The organism is Synechococcus sp. PROS-7-1 (assembly GCF_014279795.1).
GTDB lineage: Bacteria > Cyanobacteriota > Cyanobacteriia > PCC-6307 > Cyanobiaceae > Synechococcus_C.
The window spans coordinates 1,776,144-1,795,788 of the sequence record NZ_CP047945.1 but is presented as its reverse complement, the minus strand read 5'-3'; the positions used below and the strand labels follow the sequence as shown (position 1 = coordinate 1,795,788).

Below are 19,645 nucleotides of genomic sequence, written 5' to 3'. Positions count from 1 at the left end.
ATGGAGACACCGCCCACGGCTGCTCAGGTGTTGCCTTGTCCACTGGCCGCTGGTTGGGAGCTGCTGCGCACGATTCCACTGCCGCGTACGGGCTCTGATGGACAGCCAATGGGGGGCTTCTCAGCAGCGGCTTATGACCAGAACGATGATCGGCTCTGGCTTCTCAGTGATGCTCCCCGAGGGCATCTGGTGCCGTTCAGCGGTTTGCGGGCCCAGGTGACAGGGAGAGGTGCTCTGCGAGCCGGCCCCCGCTTGCTGCTGAAGGACGGTGCCGGCGAGCTGCTGCCTGAAGGGTTTGATGGTGAAGGCCTGGTGCTCGCCGGAACTGGGGCCTGGATCGTCAGTGAAGGCCGCCGCACCCCAGAGCGGCGCGCGAGGCTGCAGCGTCATTCTTTGCGCAACGGTCGTCTTCTGGAGGAGCGTTCGCTTCCCGCAGCCTGGCAGGAGCGGCCTGGGCAGGGATTGAGGGCCAACAAAGGGCCTGAATCGCTCATGCGCACACCGGCCGGTGATCTGGTTCTGGCTGCCGAAGCTCCTCTGGTTCAGGACAGCCCTCTGGCGGACCAAGACCTTGTGCCACTGGCGGTTCAGGCAACCGATGAGCCGCCGCGCACCCTGGGGCGGATCGCGCTTGGCCCCGCTGGGGCCGCGGCATCCCGCTCACTGGGCCTTACGGAGCTTCTGGCCTTGGATGCTCCACCGGCTTTGCTGGCTCTTCTGCGCAGTTACGCGCCGCCCCAGCGTTGGACTGCGGAGCTGCAAGTGCTGCCCCTGCCCGCGTCCCCTCGGGAGGAAGCGCCGCCCTTGGTCCCGTCCCAAGGCTGGGATTTGCTGGAGGCCGGGTTGCCTGCCGATAACTGGGAAGGGATGGCCTGGGGGCCCCAACTTGATGACGGCCGGGTTGTGCTTGTGCTGGTGAGTGACGACAATTTCAATCCGCTTCAGCGAAGCTGGGTGTCGCTGCTTGCGCCGCGTCGCGGTTCAGGCTGCCCGTCCGGTCGCTTTCAGTTTTGATCATGACCCTGCCTCGCCGTTCCGTTCTTGCGTTGCTGGGTCTTGGAGCTGCCGGTCTGGTGGGATCCCGGCCCCGGGGCCAAACCGCTGCGGCCGCTGATTCGGCACTGCCGGTTTCGTCTGCATGGCCTTTCAAACCGGTGCCGACTCCCCTGCCGGTGGACAGTGATGGGCTGACGGCTGCACAGCAGCAGCAGGTGTACCGGCGCATTGCGGTGGAGGACCGCTTGGTGGTTCCCGAGGGGTATCGCGCCGATTTGATCGCTGCCTGGGGAGATCCGATGCCCCAGGGGCGCTTCGGCTTCAACAACGACTACCTCGGCTTTGTGTCCCGCGGACCGGACGAGGCCTTGCTCACGGTGAATTTCGAATACATCAGTGCCTTGCCCTGGACCGAGGGCTTCCGCGAGGTGGTCGGCCGCCCGCTTCCCTGGCAGCAATTGGTCGCAGCTCTCGCCCCTCGCGATGGGGTGATCGATTGCACCGCCTTGCAGGGCAATGAGCGGTTGCTGGCTCTGATTCGCTCCGTCAGCGATGAAGCCATGGCGGACCTCGGGCTGGGGGTGATCGCCATCAGCCGCAATGGCGAGGGCCAGTGGGTCCGCCGCAGCGATCCAGTGGAGCGCCGGGTGGACGGTCTGGCTGGCTGGACTGAACCCTCCCAGCGCCTGCAAAGCACCGGGCCAGCGGCCGCGGTGTTCCGCCGCGCAGAGCGGATGGGCTACGACGACGGTCTCGGTGATCAGGTGATCGGCACCTTCGCGAACTGTGCCGGTGGCACCACGCCCTGGGGCACGGTGCTCAGTGCGGAGGAGAACTTCCAGTCCCAGGTGCCGGAGCCGGTGTACGCCGATGGCAGCGCGGTGTCTCCCTCTGAACGCCCCTTCGTCTGCCGGCAGACCCGCCTGGGGGGACTGGGCAATGTGTATGGCTTAGCTGGCAACAAGTACGGCTGGATGGTGGAGATCGATCCTGCAGCCCCCGACACGCCCGTGCGCAAACACACGGCGCTGGGGCGTTTCCGCCATGAGGCTGTAGCGCTTCGCGCTGAAGCCGGTGCTCCGCTGCGGGTTTACTCCGGTTGTGATCGCCGGGGCGGCCACCTCTACCGTTTTGTTAGTGCCGATCCGGTCACAAGCCCTGGAGATCGAGGCAATTCGCGGCTGCTTGAGAACGGTGAGTTGCAGGTGGCCCACTTCCATGCGGATGGCACTGGTGAATGGCTTCCTCTGCGTGCGGATGCACCCGTGCGGCCCTTCCTGCCCAGCCGCTTCACCCAGGCTGGCCTGAGTTGCCCGGTGGAGCTTCCCCATTCCGATCGCCGGCGCGCCGGTGCGGAGTTCTTTCGCGAGGACGCCGCGGTGCAGGCTTACGCGAAGCGTTTTCCAACCCTTGGCAGTCTTTATGCGGGGGAGGGAGAACTCCTGCAGGGAGCGATCCTGGTGGATGCCCACCTGGCGGCCCGAGCGGCAGGGGGAACACCCACGGCCCGCCCTGAAGACACGGAGATCGATCCGTTAACGGGAGACCTTCTGGTGGCCTTCACCTCCGGCTACCCCAGCACCACCGGTGGGCCGGACCCCGCCATCTTCCGCGGGCCCAATGGGGAAGCGATCTGGGGCCATGGCTGGGTGATGCGTCTGTCGGATGATTCGGCCCGCAGCGGCGAGGCCAGCGGTGGTGCATTCCGTTGGCGCATGGCGGCCACCGGCGGGGAACCCTGGGCTGGCGGTCTGGGGTTCACCAATCCCGACAACCTGGCGCTTGATGGCCAAGGCAACCTCTGGATCGTGACCGACCGCTCGGCCAAATCTTCAGCGAGCGATCAGTTCGGCAACAACAGCTGCTGGTTTGTGCCCCGAACCGGCGATACCGAGGCCGAACGGGCCGCCTGCTTCGCGACCGGGCCGATGGAGTGTGAGCTCTGCGGCCTGAGTCTGGATGACCAGGAACGGGCCCTGTTTCTGGCCATTCAGCACCCTGGTGAAGTCCACGGTGCCCGTGGGCCCAGGGACCAGGAAATGCAAGTGCACACGTTGCGTGACCGCGATGGAGGGGTGATCGAACAGTTGCGCACGGTGGCGATGGGCTCGAACTGGCCGGCCCAGGCACCTGGACGTCCCCCCCGCCCTGGTGTGGTGGCGGTGCAGCGACGCAACGGTCAGCCGCTGCTGGAGGGCTGATCTGTTTCCCGACTGAGCTTGGGAATCAACGCCGTTGCCGCCAGCAATCCCAGGGTGAGGATCATCAGGGCCGGCCAGAGGGCGGCGGCGAGGCGTTCATCACTGGCGTACTGAAACACCCGGATGGAGAGGGTGTCGAAGTCGAACGGACGCACCGCCAGGGTGAGGGGGAGTTCCTTCACGGTGTCGACGAAAACCAGGAGGCTTCCCACCAGCAGCGGCCCGCGCAGCAGGGGTAAGTGCACGCGGCGGAGCACGGCCGGCCAGCGCAGACCCAGGCCCGTGGCCGCTTCATCCAAATTGGGCGAGAGCCTCTCCAGGGCCGCGTCCAGCCCCCCTTTGCCCACGGCGAGGAAGCGATCGCTGTATCCCCAGAGCAGCAGCAGGATCGGCGAGAGTTGCCAGGGGCCGCCCAGCAACAGCAACGCCAGGGCCAGAACGGCTCCTGGAATGGCGTAGCCCATTCCGGCGAGGAAAGTCACGCTTCCCAGCCATCGGGAGCGACTCCAACGCTTGGCGATCGCGAGCAGTAAGGCCGCCAGGCCCGTGAGCACCGCGGCAGCGAGGCCAAGGGAAAGGCTGCGCGCCGTCAGAAGCAGCAGTTCCGGTTGCCAACCAGCGGCCAATTGCCCCAGGTTGTGGCACGCCCAGACCAGGGGAATCCCCAGGCTCAGCAGCGGTGGGATGCCCCCGAGCACCTGAGCCAGCACAGCCCGTAGCCCCTCCAGTGGCCAGGCGGGGGATTCACCGCCGGCGACGCCCTCGGCCCAACGGCGGCTGCGCCGGCGCAAGCGCCGTTCTCCGAACACCAGCAGCATCACGATGCAGAGGGTGATCAGTGCCAGCCCGACGGCACCCGCGGGATTGCCATCCATCTGCCAGGCCTGAAGGATGCCGGCCGAGAGGCTGGGAATCCCCAGCAGCTGAACGGCTCCGTAGTCGTTCACCACTTCCATCCCCATCAGGGCAATCCCGGCGCCGATGGCCGGCAGGGCCAGGGGCAGTGCAATACGGCGGAAGCTGTTCCAGGGCCCGACACCGAGGCATCGACAGGCTTCGAGTTGCCGACGCCCGCAAATGGTGAAGCTTTCAGTGCTCAGCAAGAACACGTAGGGGTAGGTGCTGAGGGCCATTACGGCCACACCCCAGCTCAAGCCATGGATGCGTAGGCCATGCAGGCTTCCTAGATCCACCAGCGTGGCGGCCAGCAAATAGGAGGGGCTGGCCAGGGGCAGCAACTGGGCGATCCGCAGCCAGTGCCGACCAGGGAAGCGGCAGTTCGCCAGAAGCCAACCATTCACGGTTCCGAGCAGACCTCCGGCTAAGCCGGTTCCCACCAGAAGCACAAGGGTGCCGCGCAACTGGCTGACGCCGTCGGAGCCGAGGCTGGCGTTGCCGTTTCTGAGCCCCTGCAGGCCTTCCCCCACCAGTCCGAGCACCGGTAGCAACGCCATCACTGCAATCAGCAGGGCACCGGCCACCAGCAAGCGCCGGCCCGGCACCCATCGGCTGCCCTGTGGGCTTGTGCCCTGGGGCAGGGGGCAGGGAATGGAGGGACTGACGCTCTTCACCCGTTGATCATTGCCAACCGTTGGCACTCATCAGTTCCAGAGCCTTGCTGTTCAGTTCACCAAGGCGTGCGGCAGACACATCAGCCTGGCGGAAGGGGCCCCAGGCCTTGAGCACGGGATCGTCCCCCATGCCCTTGATGGGGTACTCGTGGTTGGCCGCGGCATAGCCCCCCTGGTTTTCGCTGGCGACCAGGAAGGCCAGGAAGCGGGTGGCTGCTTCGGGATTGCGACTTGAACGGGTCACGCCGCCGCCGGTGATGTTCACATGAACCGGTTCGGGCCAAACCACGGTCACCGCTTCACTGAGCTTGCGGTCCGCTTCGCCTTTGTCGCCAGCCTGCAGACGTCCGAGGTAGTAGCTGTTGGCGAGCGCCACACCGCAATTGTTCTGTGCCACGGCCCGAATCATTGGGGTGTCACTGCTGAAGACCGGCTGGGAGAGATTGGCGACCATGCCGCGGATCCACTTGGCTGTTGCCTCTTCTCCTTCCCGGTCGAGCATGAAAGCCACCAGCGACTGGTTGTACACGCTGCGGCGGTTGCGCAGGCAGAGGCGACCTTTCAAGGCCGGAGCAGCCAGCTTCTGGTACTGATCCACCTCTTCGGCTTGCACCGAGGCGGTGTTGATCATGGGGGTGCGCAGCCTGCGGGTGAGTCCGAACCAGCGTTGCTTGGGATCGCGCAGCGCTTCAGGGACCGCCGCATCCAGTTGGTTGGAACGCACAGGTTGGAAGAGATCGAGATCGGCCGCCTGATCCAGGCGTGCGGCATCAGCAAGAATCAGCACGTCGGCGGGTGAGGTGTCGCCTTCGGTGCGCAGTCGCTGAATCAAGGCGTCATCTTTGGCCTCCAGCAGCTTCACCTTGATGCCTGTTTCGGCGGTGAAGCGGTCGTAGAGCTGTTGGTCAGTGTTGTAGTGACGGCCGGAATACACGCCGATCTCAGACTGCTGGCCTTGCTGGCTGCAGGCGGCCAGGAGGGTTGTTGCTGCCAGGAGCAGGGGCAGGCCAGCGGCTCGGCCGCGGTTCAAGCCCCGGGGAAGCTTGCGCATGGAGAAGCGACTAATGAATTTGAGAATCGTACTCAATAAGGGTGCGGTTGTTGCCTGTTGGCTTCCGGGCCCGTGCCTAGCCATAAAAAAACCCCGACCATGGTCGGGGTTGCTCAAGCTTTTGATTGGCGATCAGCGGTCACTGCGCCGAACAGGGATGGGCACAAGGGTGGGCTCCATCAGGCCGCCGCCGCCGTTGTCATCGTCGGAATCAAGGAGAAGCCAGAAGGCAAGCCCTAAAGCAATCAGCAAGCCGCCAGCTGCAAGAAGTTCCACCATTCCTTCTCCACGTTGGTTGTCAGCCTAATCACATTGTTTGAAAGTGGTGCATTTAGCCGAAGCCCTGACCAGCGTCCTTGGCGACGCAGGCCTGGAGTTGTTTGCGCAGGGTGTCGTGGTCGAGATCGCGACCGATGAGCACCAGTTGATTCTTTCGCTCCCCAGTCCAGTCGCTGTCGTCGATGGAAAAGCGCTTGCCAGCCAGGTGGAAGACATGCCGCCGCTCACTTTCGTTGAACCAGAGAATGCCCTTGGCCCGAAACACGCTTTCCGGAAGCTGGTTGTCGAGAAAATTCTGGAACTTGCGCAAACCAAAGGGGCCGTCACTGCGGAAGGACAGGGAAGTGAAGCCTTCGATCGCGAGGTGATCTGCCGATTGATGGGCGTGGCTGGGGTCATGCTCGTGGTCATGGCTGTGCCCGTGGTCATGGTCATGGGCGTGATCGTGGCTGTGCCCGTGGTCATGAACCTCAGCAGCGCTCACAACGCGATCCGATTCGAACAGGCCCACGCTCAGGAGCAGCGGTAGGGGAACCTCCCCCTTCTGTGAGCGCAGAATCCGCGCGTCGCTCTTCACCTCCCGGAGCGTGCTCTCAATGGCCTCAAGGCGCGCTTCGTCGACCAGGTCGGTTTTATTGAGGAGAAGGATGTCTCCATAAATCACCTGGGAGCGCCCCACTTCGCTGGCGAGAATCTCCTCGCCGAAATTTTCCGCGTCGATCAGGGTGATGATCGAATCCAGGCGCGTCTGATCCCGCAGTTCGCTGCCAAGGAATGTCATGGCAACGGGGAGGGGATCAGCCAGCCCGGTGGTTTCCACCACCAGATAATCCAGATCTTTGGATTGTTCGAGGATGCGATCAACGGTCTCCAGCAGCTCGCCGTTAATCGAGCAGCAGATGCAGCCGTTGCTGAGCTCCACGATGTCGTCGCCGGTGCTCACCACCAGATCGTTATCAATCCCGATCTCTCCGAATTCATTCACCAGAACGGCTGTCTTGAGGCCGTCCTGGTTGTTGAGAATGTGGTTGAGCAGCGTGGTTTTTCCAGCTCCGAGAAAGCCTGTGAGGATGGTTACTGGCACGGTGCTGGCCTGCTGAGCTGTGCCTGTCATTCAGGGGTCTCTGCGCGTCACACCATCGTGGCAGCTGTCAGCTGAGGGCGTCGATGGACCGGGCCAGCTGAACATCCAGATCACTCAGCCCGCCCAGGTCGTGGGTGGTGAGTTCGATCGACACCCGGTTGTAGACGTTGCTCCAGTTGGGGTGGTGCTGCATCGTCTCGGCCAGAAGGGCTACCCGCGTCATGAAGCTAAACGCTTCGCTGAAATCCTTGAATCGCCAGTCTCGCTTGAGGCGATCAGCCTCAAGCTGCCAGTGAGGCAGGGTGCTGTTGAGGTTGTCCCGTTCGTGCTGCGGCAGCAGGGAGGCCATGAACTCGATGTGATCCTGACGTCACCCCTAGCGTGGCTGCCGAGGAGTGCGTTGGGACGTCGGGTGAACAACATGATGCAGAGGCTGTTGATCGCACTGCTGATTCCGGCGGCTTTCGTGGCCGCGGCTCCCCGCGGGCAGGCCCAGAGGGTCGTGAAGCGCATCGCCAGCGAGTGCCCGATGGGTTACATCGATATGGGAAATGGCAAGTGCAGTGCCCTTGGGTTGATGACCTACACCCTCAGGCCAGCGATGGGGGAGGACTGTCCGGCAGGCTGGACGGATGTGGGTGGTGGCTACTGCCGCCGGGACTGATGGCTGAATGACGCGCGACGTTCCTTCCTCGGCCTGGACTTCGCTGGGTGATTACCTCCGGGAAACCCAGCTGCTTGGGTCGATTCAGAGCACGCTCTACTGGGATCAGAACACACGCATGCCTAGTGGCGGTGCGGCCTGGCGCGGAGAACAGCTCGCTCTTCTGGCCCGTCAATTGCATGCGCGGCAAAGCTGTGAGCGTTACGCGGCCTTGATCGGGGAGGCTCGGCAGGCCTGGCAGGCGTCGCCATCAGCTACTTCTGCAGCAGACCGAGCAGCCCAGGCCAGAAATCTGGATCTGTTGGAGCAGGAGCTGCGCAGGCAGCAGGCCCTCGACCCCGATCTGGTGTCGGCGATTGCTGTGGCCAAGTCGGAGGGCTACGAGTGCTGGCAGCAGGCCAAGGCTGCCTCAGCGTTCGGCCAATTTGCCCCTGCCTTGAAGCGCATGGTGGCTCTCCGCCAGGAGCAGGCGCGCCAGCTGGTGGAACCCCGCTCCTGCTGGGAAACCCTGGCCCAGCCGTTTGAGCCCGACCTCACCCTGGCCCGGCTGCAGGAGCTGTTCGCACCGTTGCGCCAGCGCCTGCCTGAGCTGCTCGGCCAGCTGCAGGGCGGGCCTCGGCCCACCTCGTTGAGCTGGGATCTGGAGGCCTCCACCCAGCAGGATCTCTGTGATCAGTTGCTCAAGTGTTGGGGACGGGACGAATCAATCACCTGCGTGGCGGCTTCGCCCCATCCGTTTTCGATCACTCTGGGGCCACGGGACTTCCGGATCACAACCCGGGTGGTTGCCGGTCAGCCCCTCTCCTGCTTTTTGGCCACCGCTCATGAGTGGGGGCATTCCCTCTATGAACAGGGCCTTCCCCCCTCCAGCCACCAGTGGTTTGCCTGGCCCCTTGGCCAGGCCACCTCAATGGCGGTGCATGAAAGCCAGTCGTTGTTCTGGGAAAACCGGGTGGCTCGCAGCCAGCCGTTTGCTGAGCACTGGTGGCCACGTTTCGCCGCTGCGGGAGCGCCGATCGCGAACGCCATGGATCTCTGGCGCGCCATGAATCCGATGGCACCCGGCTGCAACCGGGTGGAAGCGGATGAGCTCAGCTATGGCCTGCATATCCTGATCCGCACGGATCTGGAACTGGCCTTGCTTGAGCAGGGGCTGGAGGTGGAAGCGCTTCCGAGCGAGTGGAACCGCCGTTACGGCGAACTGCTGGGGGTGACACCAGCGGACGACGCTGAAGGCTGCCTGCAGGATGTGCACTGGAGCGAGGGCTTGTTCGGCTATTTCCCGTCGTATCTGCTGGGCCATCTGATCAGTGCCCAGATCAGTGAGGCGATGGAGACGGCGATCGGGGCACCGGAAGAGCATGTGCGCCGGGATGATCTCCAGCCTGTGCTCAGCTGGCTGCGGGAGGCGGTGCATCCAATCGGCCGGGCGCTCAACGCCGAGCAGCTGGTGGCCAGCGTCACAGGACGCCCTCTCTCGAGTGATCCGTTTCTGCGCTATTTGGAATCCAAGATCGAGCGTCTGGTGACGTCGCCTTGATCAGCGGAACGGCTCTCTAGGATTGGGTTATTGACAAGAACAGCCCGAGCCGGGATTCCGCCAACCGCATGACCGACGCCCCCGTCTCACGGATCCGCAATTTCTGCATCATTGCCCACATCGACCACGGCAAGTCGACCCTGGCCGATCGCTTGCTGCAGGACACGGGCACGGTGGCCAACCGGGACATGCAGGAGCAGTTTCTCGACAACATGGAGCTGGAGCGGGAGCGGGGGATCACGATCAAGCTTCAGGCGGCGCGGATGAATTACACGGCGGCCGATGGGGAGGAGTACGTGCTCAACCTGATCGACACCCCCGGCCACGTGGACTTCTCCTATGAGGTGAGCCGCAGCCTGCAGGCCTGTGAAGGCGCGCTGCTGGTGGTGGATGCAAGCCAGGGGGTGGAGGCTCAGACCCTGGCCAATGTGTATCTGGCGCTGGAGAACGACCTCGAGATCATTCCCGTGCTCAACAAGATCGATCTGCCGGGTGCCGACCCCGAGCGCATCAAGGAAGAGGTGGAGGCGATCATCGGGCTTGATTGCAGCAAGGCCATTCCCTGTTCGGCCAAAACAGGGTTGGGTGTGCCCGAGATTCTTCAGGCCGTGGTGGACCGGGTGCCGGCTCCCAAGGATGCGGTCGACGAGCCCACCAAAGCACTGATCTTTGATTCCTATTACGACCCCTACCGGGGGGTGATTGTGTATTTCCGGGTGATGAGCGGCCGGATCAGCTGCAAAGACAAGGTGTTGCTGATGGCCAGCAAGAAAACCTATGAGCTCGACGAAATCGGGATCATGGCGCCGGATCAAAAGAAGGTGGATGAGCTGCATGCCGGCGAGGTGGGGTACCTGGCGGCCTCGATCAAGGCCGTGGCCGATGCCCGCGTGGGCGACACGATCACCCTGCTCAATGCTCCGGCGGATGAGGCCTTACCCGGTTACACCGAGGCCAAGCCGATGGTGTTCTGTGGCCTGTTCCCCACCGAGGCCGACCAGTATCCGGATCTGCGCGAAGCGCTCAACAAGCTGCAGCTCTCCGATGCAGCTCTGCAGTTCGAACCGGAAACCAGCAGCGCGATGGGCTTTGGCTTCCGCTGCGGCTTCCTGGGCCTGCTGCATATGGAAATCGTGCAGGAGCGGCTGGAGCGGGAGTACGACCTCGATCTGATCGTCACCGCACCATCGGTGATCTACAAGGTGAACATGATCGATGGCACGGAAGTGATGGTGGACAACCCCGCCACCCTTCCCGATCCGCAGAAGCGTGAGTCGATTGAAGAGCCCTACGTGAAGATGGAGATCTATGCGCCGAATGAATACAACGGTGCGCTGATGGGCCTGTGCCAGGAACGACGCGGTGAGTATCTCGACATGAAATACATCACCACCGATCGGGTGACCTTGATCTATGAATTACCACTGGCGGAAGTGGTGACCGACTTCTTCGATCAGATGAAGACGCGCACCCAGGGCTATGCGTCGATGGAATACCACCTGATTGGTTACCGCAAAAATGAATTGGTGCGCCTGGATGTGCTGATCAATGGAGAGCGGGCTGATCCCCTCACCACGATCGTGCACAGGGATAAGGCCTACAACGTGGGCAAGGCCCTGGTGGAGAAACTGAAGGAACTGATTCCCCGCCAGCAGTTCAAGATTCCTTTGCAGGCCTCGATCGGCAGCCGCATCATTGCCTCCACCAGCATCAGCGCCATCCGCAAGGATGTGCTGGCGAAGTGCTATGGCGGTGATATCTCCCGGAAGAAGAAACTATTGAAGAAGCAGGCCAAGGGCAAAAAGCGGATGAAGGCCATGGGCAAGGTGGATGTGCCCCAGGAGGCCTTCATGGCGGTGCTGAAGTTGAACGATGGGGGTTGAGCTGCGAGCGGCTCAACCCCTTGCTTTTAGGACGATCAACTGATCTCCTCTTGTCCCTCTTGCAGGGAATCCTTGTCAATCTGGTTGTAGTAACCCTGGGTCAGCTCGGAGAGTTGTTCCAGCCAAGGAGACTCCAGGCCGAGTGAGGTTGCATTCACAATCAGGGCGCGGTCTTCACCGTCATGCTTGCGATTGTTGTTTTCCCCGGCGTAGTAATTCGCTGTGTCTTGGTGATCCCAGCTTGACCATTGACCACCCCTGCGATCACGGTTGGGTCGACCGTCTGACATTAAATAGAGCGTATCGGTTTCCGTGTCGTCAAAGGCTGATTGAATTGCATTCCAGGGATCGGTCCCTCCCCACCGGGTCACTTTGGCGTTGTCGAGAGTGTTGACAAACTGAATGGCAGAGTCGCGCTTGCCTTCATCCCCCAAACGCACTAGCCCACTTGTCGATTCACTCCACTCTTTGTGGTTTCCGTAACCACTGGAGCTGAAGGAGGTGAGCCCAACTTTTGTGTTGTTTGGCAGTTGCTCAAGAATCATGGTCATTTCGCTTATTAGGGCTTCCATGCGGGTCAGCGCGCAAATCCGGCGGGTGTCCCGGTAGCGCCCTTGATTCGGATCGTAGAAGGTGCGCCAGGAGCCGTAGCCGTCGCCCCACATCACGCAGGCACTCATTGAGCCTGATCCATCGATCACAAAGCGCACATTGCTGCTGGTGATGTTCTGGAAGAAGGCTCCGTTGAGTGGCCCTCCCTGGCCCTCACTGCCGAAGTTGTCGAGACGTTTATCGGCACGCGCGAAGGCGGTGAAATAGAGGGGTTGGGAGGTGACCTGCCTGTCCCCTACCCCCAGCTTGTTGATGAAGCTATGGGTGATGGTGTCTTCATCCTGCCCGTCTCCTGCTGCGGTCGGGCCGATGAATTTCACCAATTTGTAGTTGGTGTCGGTTTCAACCCGCAGTGCGGGTTGACGTTCCGTTCGGCTCGGTGTTTTTCCTGCCGTGAAGGTGAAATCCGTGGTGTTCAGAATCTCGGCCTTGGTCGGGCCATCCTCTTCACATACTGTTGCCAGACTTTCGCCTTCCTTGAGTTCGCTTTCCTTGCGGCAGGGGATGGCGCCGATATCCTCGATGACCGTATTCAGAAAGACATTTGTTGTTTCACTGTATTTACCTTCTGGATTGAGTGGTGCACCGCACCTCACGATCGAGTAACTGGTGCCTCCTTCTTTCTTGCTATCATCGTAAATCTTGGCTGCTCCTAAACTCATTCCATAGACAATTGGCTGATTTAATTCAATCATCTTTACGCCAAAAATTGGCTTAAATTGTCTGCTTCCAGCCAATGACTTGCATTCGTCAATGATCGAAGCATAACGACTATCACCCATGTCAATGTGAGACTTACTGCTGTCAAGTCCTTCTGCGCTATTGATAATGAGGTGCATGCTCCTTTCGACTTCTGCACGCAGCAGTCGAAGCCCATTGGTTGTATTTTGGCGCAGTCTTGTCTTCACTTCAGTGTCTTTGATCAGACTGCCTGTGGATTGCAGCGCTACCCCAGAGGCCAAAATCAATAATGTTCCCGCCCCCGCCGCAACCACCAGCTCGGTCATTCCAGCAAAACCATTCTGTTCCGTGGTGTGTGTTTTTTTAAGCAGCTTGATTCTTGGGCTCATGAACATAAAGCTGATCTTTTTATTATTGATTGCTTTGTCGCGGTTAAGCTTAGGCTTGCTTGTTGATTGGATGAGTGCTCGGTGAGAGTATTTATTTCTCACAGCTGGAGTCCAAAGGGTTCCAGCTTCCTCGAAAAAGGTATCCAGTGCTCGAAAGCACAACGCATCGGGTGCGCAGTCTTTCTTCCTGGGTGTTGGTAGATCGGATCAGGAAAATCAAGTCGTCCGGCATGGTGCTGGTGCCTGGAGGCGTGAGCTCATACTTGGCCAGATTCACGCTCATGACCACGACCTCTGATTCTGGTGTCCCTTCACGATCAAGTAGACGCAGCGAACGGTCGCGGATGATTTTGTCTTTTTCCGCTCCGCTGGAATCTCCAGCTAGCAACGTCCCAATCTCAGGCCCATAGGCGCAGCCGCTGGGTCGGCCTGCAGCTTCAATATCGCTGTTGCAGCATTCGATCCGCTCAGGATGGTCTTTCATCTCCACCACATCGGCGGGTGCGGCGAAATTGTTGAGCCCACTGATGTCGAAGTTCAATGTGCAACTGGTTTTCTGCTGGCCGAGCTTGGCGCGCAGGCCAAAAAATCCGGCTTCCAATTGTTGGGTGTAGCGGTCGACTTCTCCCTGTCGCATGTTGCGCAGATAGGACGGAATTGCTGCCGATAGGCCGATGGTGACGATCACCATCCCCACAAGGAGTTCAAGGAGTGAAAAACCTGCTGATTTGGTTTTCATCGTGTGCTGTAACACTTGGCTGCAAAGTTTGGGGTCATCTCAATAACTCGTTGTTCTGCTTTGACCTGTTGTTCGGGGCCTTCAAAGCTATAGACAATGCGCAGAATTCCAGGAATTGAATCAATGTCAAATGTGCGTGTGATGGCTGCGAGACGAGGCTCTGGTGCAACCGTTTGGAGGTGATTACTCAGTTTTTCTGGAGGGTTTGTGCAAGCACTTTTTAGGGCTTCTTCTCCTCCATTGTCGATAATCCGCTCAGCGGTGTAGTAGGAATCTTCTTTTTGCATGGCTTGAATATTGTCATTAATGGCGGCTTCAATCCTTGCCCGCTCCGAAAGGTTGGCACTACCACTTAAAGCTGCTACCGAAATTCGACTCACCGCTGCTAAGGCAGAGGCGAGAAGAATTCCTGCGATCAGCACCTCGACCATAGAAAAACCATCATCTGGATTTCTTGGTCGCTTGTGTCGATAGCGATGTCTATGCTTCACTCGATGGTGTTACTCAATCACAATTGAAGTGCTTTAAATAGCAATCTTGATCGATTTGTGTTGTCTGGAACTGAGTGGTGGATGAGCATTGAGTTACCAACGCCTGAACGTATCGAGGCCTGTGCCGCGGATCCCACGGGTCACCATCTGGCCATAACCCGGAAAGTTCTGGCTTTCCCAATCCCACTGTTCATTGAGATCACGCACAACAGTGCTGTCGCCACTGGTTCCGGTGATTAAGTCGAAGGGTCCTGCATCGGTGCAGACGCCATCGGCCCAGATCAGCCCATTCAGGCTGGTGCTGCTGGTGCCTGTTTTCACAATGCCAGGAATCAGATGCACGCTGGCAGCAGGCAGACTGTCGCCATCAAAGGCGAGCACATACTTATCGCTTACGGGTGATACCCCGCAACTGCGCACGCCGCTGGGTTTTGGTGCAGCAGACAAAATGATCAATTGTTCCGGCTTGCCATTGCAGGTATTGCTGCCGGCGTTGACGCCGCAGAGCTGAGCGCCACTGCCAAGGTTGATGCTGCCGGTGATGCCCGGTTCTGAGGGGGCCACGGTGGAAGTGCCGGGGTATTCCAAATGCAGAACAACAGGGCGGTTGGCACTGGTTTCAATCAGCAGTCGCGTGCTGGTGAGGTTGATGTGTTCCACAAAGACATGGCAATCGTCTCCCGTGCCCTTGCAGAGTTCGCTCGTACTCAGACGGATGACAGAACCGCTACTTTCTTCCAGGTCACCACGTTCGACGGCGTCTGCAGAAGTGGACTCACGGCTGCAGGCAATGGCATCACAGTCTGCCAATGAGTTGGTGTCGTCAAAGCTCCAAATCCGCACCTTGTCTGAGTTACTTGCCTGGTCTTGGGTTAGGCCAAGGTTCCATAAATTGCTGGTTGGCAAACCTTTCTCGAAGATAGGCACAATTCTGTTTTCGAGATTGTCGTTGGTGTTGCTGGCTCCCACATCCTCGAGCAGGTTGGAGGGCAAGCATCCGTTGGCCGTGAGATAGCGATCGGCCGAGTTGACGTTTAGCAGCACTTTGCCCTCACCTGTGTTTCCATTTTTGTCGAGAATTTCGGTGTCTCCCAGCGAGAGTGTTTGGCCCGCCAATACCGCCCAATCCCCTTCTCCGGCAACAATCGAGTTCACATAGAGCGAACGCAGCAGCAGGGTTCTGGCGAGGTATCCCTTGCCTGGATCATCTCCATTACGTGCAACAAGGCCTTCGATTTGAAAGCGTCCTTCCCCTGAACCATTGTTGCTGGCCGTTGCCGTAGTGGTGTATCCCCGTAATCGATAGTGAAGCTGAATGTTGGCTTTTCCATCATCCCGTTGGCTGGATGTGCTTTCCGTCAGTGCTACGTGGGGAGGTTCTCCCGTGCTTGCGCTGGCTGGCACGGCCTCTGGCAATTGGCTGCGGTTGGTGCACAGTTCTCTCAAAGGAAAATCAGCTTGATTGGAGGCGTTCCAACCCCATTTCTCGCTTCCAGAACTGTCAATATCCCCGCCGTGGTGGTCGAGGGTGAACAGGTAGCCCTTGTAGGCCGTGTTGTCATCGTTATTGAGTTCTCCGAGGATCCTGTTGAATCCGTTCAAGGCAGCCGTTTCGGCCATCTGTTGATAACTTTCCGCGCCGCCCAGCTTGCGGCTCATCAGTTGCCGAAGCAGTAATCCAGTCACGCCCGCCATCAGCACCATCCCCATCATCAGGGCAATCAACATCGAAAGACCCTGCTCCTGCTTGGGGATCTTTCTTGATGGATGCTTCTTGTGGGAGGAGCGGGGGAATTTCATTTATCCGCAGTCAGGGGCTGATGCTTTAGCAGCTTTTGTGCCTTGGTTGATGCCGCTGGCGCCGTTGGTGAGATTCACACAAGCAATGATATTGAGATTGGAGTTGTCATCACTTGTTGCTGTTGCTGTGATCGTGAACCGGTTGTCTTTGTTGCTGATAGCAACGTCGTAATACCCTCCTGCCAGCGTGATTGCTTGAAAGTTGTCTTGGGTGGCTGGTCCATCGTCGGTCATTATGGCGCTAGTGTCGTTGAGCTCGGCCCAGCTTGTTGGTAATACGCCAAATTCATCGGCATAGGATGCGATGGTGGTTTGGATTTGAGCGATTGTTGAGGCTGCTTCGTTCTGGCGAGATCGATTGACTTGGTTGAGGTAGTTCGGCAACGCCGTTGCTCCCATTATTCCAAGAATCGCAACAGCAATGAGAAGCTCCGTAAGAGTGAATCCAGTTTTTTGGATTGGTCTATTTAGGCTATCCATCTTTTCATTTTAGGTCTTTTGTGCGTAAATTTATTAGGGGATTCTAAGATCTTGCTAATAATTGGCTGAGGTTTTTACTTTTTATTCTATTGACGTTGAATTTTTATAGTCCAGTGGCTACGCCTTGAGTTATGGATCCATTGGTTCGGTTGAGGCTCCAGGTTCCAGTTGAAAGGGTTGTTGGGATGTTGGGATTTGAGCCTTTGCCTGATGCTTTGATTGTGAATATTTCTCCCTCAAAGTCGCAGGTTATAATCCAGTCGTTTAAGCCTTTGCTGTCAATAGCAGGAACATTGCAGTCGTTTGTTGGTGTATATCCAGGCTTTTGACTTTCGATGCCGGCTATTTTTAGGCCGGTAGCGATGAGTGTTGTTGCTTCTGCTAGATGAGCTCTTTTTGTTTGTTTTGAGATTGTTGTAAGTGATAGGCTGATTAGGATGCTTGTAATGGCTACGCTTGCCATCAGCTCGGTCAGTGTGAATCCTTTCTCTTTTTTTTGGGTTAAAAGCATTTGACTTGCTGATCATTTGGTCAAAAAAAACTGGCTGCGAGCCAGTTTTGAAGTCAGAGTATTTGATTGGGTTTTGTAATCACCCATCATCCCCCTCTTCTGCTGCGCAGTTAGCGGCAACATCAAATGCTGTTTGAACATCGCGTTTGCCAGTCGTCGTGTTCACGCACGCAGCAAGCGTTTTTCCGTCTAGATCTTTGTCAGGTGCACCTGTCGCTAGGGCATTGAAAATATCGTCGGTGACGCTTGTTTCGTATGTGCATTCCCCATCGGCATTATTCGCGGTCGTGACGGATCCAGCGTCGAGCTCCGTCTTGACTTGTGCAATTGTGGTCCCTTGTGAGAGCGCATATCCTTCTTTCGTAATCGCCCCAAGTTGTTGCACGCACTCAGAGGCTTTCGCTTTCTGTGTTTGGCTGAGGAAGTTTGGAAGCGCGACTGCCGACAGAACGCCAACAATCACAATCACGATCATCAGCTCCACAAGGGTGAAGCCCTTCTCGAGCAGATTGCGTGATTTCTTGCGGTTGAGCATGGCCAGCTGTAGCCGGCTGTTGAGAGTGGTCATGGCTGGTCCGTGGATTGGGTGAAGGTCTTGGCACCTGTGGTGCTCACGGATTCACCATCTCCTTTTCTCATGGTTCGTACAGGAAGGAACGGCTAAAGCTTCCTAAGAAGGTTCTTAGGGTTGCTCTCAGCTTTTGCGGCGCACCGTTCTGCCATCACTGCGCGGTTGGCTTCAGTCCACCGCTCTGCTCTCGGTGATCGCCGGCTATTTGCTGCTGCTGGTGGTGAATGCGGCTTTGGGGGACCTGCAGCGCAAACAGCAGCACCTGAAGCTGGCGGCATCCCTGCTGCAGGAGGCTTCCTCCGGTTCCTTGGATGCTGGCCCACTCCTCTCCCTGGGTCTGGAGGCGCGTGTTGTTGATGATGGTGACTTGCTGGTGCCCACGCTCCAATCAGGGCCATCCGGTCAGCAGTGGTTGCTGAGCCGCTCCAGCTTTCAGCTACCCAATAGCGAGCGCCGTCTTCTTGAGCTGCGCCAAGACGTGACGGCCTCCCTGCAGCAGCAGCAGTTCTCACAAATGCTGTTGGTGGCCGCCGCTGGTGCCTCCATCCTGTTCACCTCCCTGCTCCTGCGGCCCGTGTTGAAGCGCGGGCTGGTACTTCCCCTCAATGATCTCGATCAGGAGCTCCAGGCTCTCGAGGCCGACACCCTCGGTGAGCACCTGCTCGATCCCAGCCGTCAGCCCCAGGAACTGCGTGCGATCGCTGAGGCCTTCAACAATCTCCAGCAACGCCTAGCTGCGGCCTGGCAACGGGAGCGCTCGTTTGTGGATGGCGTGGCCCATGAGCTGCGCACGCCGATCACGGTGATCTCCGGCCACAGCCAACGGTTGCAGCGCCAGCTGCTCTCCGATCCGGCCCAGGACTCGGTGAATTCCATCTCCGCGGAAGCTAGGCGGATGGGCCACTTGCTCACCTCCCTGCGTGAACTGGCCCGCTGCGACGGCGGCCGGCTGCAACTGCAGCCGGACCTTCTTGATGCTGATGAACAGCTGCTTCTGGCCTTTGAGCAGGCCTGTGCCCATGCGGGGGAGCGCCTGCTGTTGCCGCTTCCCTCCGCGCAACGGCTGCCCCAGTTTTCTGCTGATGCCACCCGTCTGCAGCAGAGCCTGCAGTTGTTGATCAGCAATGCGCTCAGCTTCAGCACCGGTTCTGTGCGTTTGCTGGCTGAGGTGGTGGCTGATCAGCTGGTGTTGCATGTGCAGGATTCCGGCCCGGGTATTGCCGAAGCCGAGCGGGCGCTGGTGTTGCAGCGCTTTCAGCGCGGATCCACAGCCGCCGGGCAACGGGGGCCCGGCATCGGCCTGGCGCTGGTGGATGAACTCACGCGGGCGATGAACGGCGAGGTGGTAATTGCTGAGGCACCCGGCGGTGGGGCCGATCTGCAGCTGCGCTTCAAGGTTGCGCCAGCCGCGCCATGAAGCCAACCCCGCGCACGGTGTGCAGCAGCCGGGGACGATCGGGGCCTTCCAACTTGCGGCGCAGATAGCCCATGTACACATCCAGAGTGTTGGGGTCACCCACAAACGGCGCCCCCCACACGCTGTCGAGGATGTGTTGGCGGGCCTGCACTTCGCCGTGGTGCTTCACCAGAAAGGCGAGCAGATCAAATTCCCGCTGGGAGAGGGCCAACTCCCGTTCGCCCTGCTGCACTTTGCGGCTCATCAGGTCCAGCTGCAGATCGCCGAGGGTCAACGTTTCGGCGGAAGCATCTGGGTTGGCGTAGCGGTTGCGCCGCAGCTGGGCGCGCACCCTGGCGTGCAGTTCCGGCAGCTCGAACGGTTTGGTGATGTAGTCATCGGCTCCCAGATCCAGGGCTTGGACCCGATCATCCAGATCGTGGTGGGCCGTGAGCATCAGCACCGGTGTGGTGTCGCCGCTGCTGCGTAGGCGCCTGCAGATTTCGATGCCGTTGAAATCAGGCAGGTTCCAATCGAGCACCACCAGTTCAAAACGCTGTTGGCGCAGCAGCAGCAAAGCCTCGGCTCCGCAGTTGGCCCCTTGGCAGACGAGGCCGTCTTGGCTGAGTTCTTCGAGCAGAAACTGCAACAGCTTCGGGTCGTCGTCGACGATCAGCAGTTGGTCGCTGGGCTCCTCGGCCATCGC

Annotated in this window: 19 protein-coding genes; 6 read left to right on the top strand and 13 right to left on the bottom strand. The window is 59.4% G+C overall.

Annotated elements, in window-relative coordinates:
- Both SynPROS71_RS09750 and SynPROS71_RS09745 read left to right on the top strand, forming a co-directional pair.
- Nucleotides 1–1,014 carry an esterase-like activity of phytase family protein gene (locus SynPROS71_RS09750; RefSeq protein WP_186594793.1) on the top strand — a complete coding sequence of 338 codons (1,014 nt, stop codon included), beginning with the start codon at nt 1–3 and terminating at the stop codon, nt 1,012–1,014.
- A 2-nt stretch (nt 1,015–1,016) separates the two neighbouring features.
- Nucleotides 1,017–3,197: a PhoX family phosphatase gene (locus SynPROS71_RS09745; protein ID WP_186594792.1), complete on the top strand. Its 2,181-nt coding sequence runs from the start codon at nt 1,017–1,019 to the stop codon at nt 3,195–3,197.
- Here SynPROS71_RS09745 and SynPROS71_RS09740 read toward each other — a convergent pair.
- The 5 genes from SynPROS71_RS09740 to SynPROS71_RS09720 all read right to left on the bottom strand — a co-directional run bounded on the left by SynPROS71_RS09740 (nt 3,176) and on the right by SynPROS71_RS09720 (nt 7,531).
- Entirely contained in the window at nt 3,176–4,651 is a 1,476-nt protein-coding gene (locus tag SynPROS71_RS09740; protein ID WP_255442510.1) for an iron ABC transporter permease, read from the bottom strand. The two genes, SynPROS71_RS09745 and SynPROS71_RS09740, sit on opposite strands and share 22 nt — an antisense overlap.
- A 124-nt stretch (nt 4,652–4,775) precedes the next feature.
- The gene (locus SynPROS71_RS09735; RefSeq protein ID WP_186594791.1) at nt 4,776–5,819 is read right to left on the bottom strand and encodes an extracellular solute-binding protein; all 1,044 of its coding nucleotides are present in this window, start codon (nt 5,817–5,819) and stop codon (nt 4,776–4,778) included.
- A gap of 132 nt (nt 5,820–5,951) precedes the next feature.
- Nucleotides 5,952–6,098 (bottom strand): hypothetical protein, encoded by a 147-nt coding sequence (locus SynPROS71_RS09730; protein WP_186594790.1) that lies wholly within the window; start codon nt 6,096–6,098, stop codon nt 5,952–5,954.
- Nucleotides 6,099–6,150: 52 nt separating this feature from the next.
- Nucleotides 6,151–7,212, bottom strand: coding sequence for a GTP-binding protein (locus SynPROS71_RS09725; RefSeq protein WP_186594788.1), 1,062 nt, complete (start codon nt 7,210–7,212; stop codon nt 6,151–6,153).
- 37 nt (nt 7,213–7,249) lie between these two features.
- Nucleotides 7,250–7,531: a 4a-hydroxytetrahydrobiopterin dehydratase gene (locus SynPROS71_RS09720; protein ID WP_186594786.1), complete on the bottom strand. Its 282-nt coding sequence runs from the start codon at nt 7,529–7,531 to the stop codon at nt 7,250–7,252.
- Here SynPROS71_RS09720 and SynPROS71_RS09715 point away from each other — a divergent pair.
- The 3 genes from SynPROS71_RS09715 (at nt 7,508) to lepA (ending at nt 11,269) form a co-directional block, all read left to right on the top strand.
- Entirely contained in the window at nt 7,508–7,846 is a 339-nt protein-coding gene (locus SynPROS71_RS09715; protein WP_370586817.1) for a hypothetical protein, read from the top strand. The genes SynPROS71_RS09720 and SynPROS71_RS09715 overlap by 24 nt on opposite strands.
- 7 nt (nt 7,847–7,853) lie before the next feature.
- The gene (locus SynPROS71_RS09710) at nt 7,854–9,386 is read left to right on the top strand and encodes a carboxypeptidase M32 (protein ID WP_186594784.1); all 1,533 of its coding nucleotides are present in this window, start codon (nt 7,854–7,856) and stop codon (nt 9,384–9,386) included.
- 68 nt (nt 9,387–9,454) lie between these two features.
- On the top strand, nt 9,455–11,269 hold the full coding sequence (gene lepA / locus SynPROS71_RS09705) for a translation elongation factor 4 (protein ID WP_186594783.1): 1,815 nt from the start codon (nt 9,455–9,457) through the stop codon (nt 11,267–11,269).
- A 35-nt stretch (nt 11,270–11,304) separates the two neighbouring features.
- Here the strand turns inward: lepA and SynPROS71_RS09700 are convergent, their stop codons facing one another.
- The 7 genes from SynPROS71_RS09700 to SynPROS71_RS13975 all read right to left on the bottom strand — a co-directional run bounded on the left by SynPROS71_RS09700 (nt 11,305) and on the right by SynPROS71_RS13975 (nt 17,540).
- On the bottom strand, nt 11,305–13,113 hold the full coding sequence (locus tag SynPROS71_RS09700; protein WP_255442103.1) for a vWA domain-containing protein: 1,809 nt from the start codon (nt 13,111–13,113) through the stop codon (nt 11,305–11,307).
- Nucleotides 13,043–13,690, bottom strand: coding sequence for a Tfp pilus assembly protein FimT/FimU (locus SynPROS71_RS09695; RefSeq protein WP_186594782.1), 648 nt, complete (start codon nt 13,688–13,690; stop codon nt 13,043–13,045). Before SynPROS71_RS09695 ends, SynPROS71_RS09700 begins: the two co-directional genes overlap by 71 nt.
- Nucleotides 13,687–14,121, bottom strand: coding sequence for a hypothetical protein (locus tag SynPROS71_RS09690; RefSeq protein WP_186594781.1), 435 nt, complete (start codon nt 14,119–14,121; stop codon nt 13,687–13,689). Before SynPROS71_RS09690 ends, SynPROS71_RS09695 begins: the two co-directional genes overlap by 4 nt.
- A 153-nt stretch (nt 14,122–14,274) precedes the next feature.
- Nucleotides 14,275–15,909 carry a hypothetical protein gene (locus SynPROS71_RS09685; RefSeq protein WP_255442102.1) on the bottom strand — a complete coding sequence of 545 codons (1,635 nt, stop codon included), beginning with the start codon at nt 15,907–15,909 and terminating at the stop codon, nt 14,275–14,277.
- A gap of 72 nt (nt 15,910–15,981) precedes the next feature.
- Entirely contained in the window at nt 15,982–16,461 is a 480-nt protein-coding gene (locus SynPROS71_RS09680; RefSeq protein ID WP_186594779.1) for a type IV pilin protein, read from the bottom strand.
- Nucleotides 16,462–16,564: 103 nt separating this feature from the next.
- Nucleotides 16,565–16,972 (bottom strand): type II secretion system protein, encoded by a 408-nt coding sequence (locus SynPROS71_RS09675; protein ID WP_186594778.1) that lies wholly within the window; start codon nt 16,970–16,972, stop codon nt 16,565–16,567.
- Nucleotides 16,973–17,051: 79 nt separating this feature from the next.
- Nucleotides 17,052–17,540 (bottom strand): type IV pilin protein, encoded by a 489-nt coding sequence (locus SynPROS71_RS13975; RefSeq protein WP_186594777.1) that lies wholly within the window; start codon nt 17,538–17,540, stop codon nt 17,052–17,054.
- 133 nt (nt 17,541–17,673) lie between these two features.
- Between SynPROS71_RS13975 and SynPROS71_RS09665 the strand changes: the two genes are divergently transcribed.
- Complete coding sequence (locus SynPROS71_RS09665) at nt 17,674–18,960, top strand: sensor histidine kinase KdpD (protein ID WP_186594775.1); 1,287 nt, start codon at nt 17,674–17,676, stop codon at nt 18,958–18,960.
- On the opposite strand, the gene SynPROS71_RS09660 is transcribed toward SynPROS71_RS09665, so the two are convergent.
- Complete coding sequence (locus SynPROS71_RS09660) at nt 18,935–19,642, bottom strand: response regulator transcription factor (protein ID WP_186594774.1); 708 nt, start codon at nt 19,640–19,642, stop codon at nt 18,935–18,937. The two genes, SynPROS71_RS09665 and SynPROS71_RS09660, sit on opposite strands and share 26 nt — an antisense overlap.
- Between the last annotated feature and the right edge of the window lie 3 nt (nt 19,643–19,645).

Coding starts and splice junctions, on each gene's coding strand:
- SynPROS71_RS09750 (WP_186594793.1), top strand. CDS start 1: ATGGAGACACCGCCCACGGCTGCTCAGGTGTTGCCTTGTCCACTGGCC.
- SynPROS71_RS09745 (WP_186594792.1), top strand. CDS start 1,017: ATGACCCTGCCTCGCCGTTCCGTTCTTGCGTTGCTGGGTCTTGGAGCT.
- SynPROS71_RS09740 (WP_255442510.1), bottom strand. CDS start 4,651: ATGGCGTTGCTACCGGTGCTCGGACTGGTGGGGGAAGGCCTGCAGGGG.
- SynPROS71_RS09735 (WP_186594791.1), bottom strand. CDS start 5,819: ATGCGCAAGCTTCCCCGGGGCTTGAACCGCGGCCGAGCCGCTGGCCTG.
- SynPROS71_RS09730 (WP_186594790.1), bottom strand. CDS start 6,098: ATGGTGGAACTTCTTGCAGCTGGCGGCTTGCTGATTGCTTTAGGGCTT.
- SynPROS71_RS09725 (WP_186594788.1), bottom strand. CDS start 7,212: ATGACAGGCACAGCTCAGCAGGCCAGCACCGTGCCAGTAACCATCCTC.
- SynPROS71_RS09720 (WP_186594786.1), bottom strand. CDS start 7,531: ATGGCCTCCCTGCTGCCGCAGCACGAACGGGACAACCTCAACAGCACC.
- SynPROS71_RS09710 (WP_186594784.1), top strand. CDS start 7,854: ATGACGCGCGACGTTCCTTCCTCGGCCTGGACTTCGCTGGGTGATTAC.
- lepA (WP_186594783.1), top strand. CDS start 9,455: ATGACCGACGCCCCCGTCTCACGGATCCGCAATTTCTGCATCATTGCC.
- SynPROS71_RS09695 (WP_186594782.1), bottom strand. CDS start 13,690: ATGAAAACCAAATCAGCAGGTTTTTCACTCCTTGAACTCCTTGTGGGG.
- SynPROS71_RS09690 (WP_186594781.1), bottom strand. CDS start 14,121: ATGGTCGAGGTGCTGATCGCAGGAATTCTTCTCGCCTCTGCCTTAGCA.
- SynPROS71_RS09685 (WP_255442102.1), bottom strand. CDS start 15,909: ATGTTGATTGCCCTGATGATGGGGATGGTGCTGATGGCGGGCGTGACT.
- SynPROS71_RS09680 (WP_186594779.1), bottom strand. CDS start 16,461: ATGGATAGCCTAAATAGACCAATCCAAAAAACTGGATTCACTCTTACG.
- SynPROS71_RS09675 (WP_186594778.1), bottom strand. CDS start 16,972: ATGCTTTTAACCCAAAAAAAAGAGAAAGGATTCACACTGACCGAGCTG.
- SynPROS71_RS13975 (WP_186594777.1), bottom strand. CDS start 17,540: ATGACCACTCTCAACAGCCGGCTACAGCTGGCCATGCTCAACCGCAAG.
- SynPROS71_RS09660 (WP_186594774.1), bottom strand. CDS start 19,642: ATGGCCGAGGAGCCCAGCGACCAACTGCTGATCGTCGACGACGACCCG.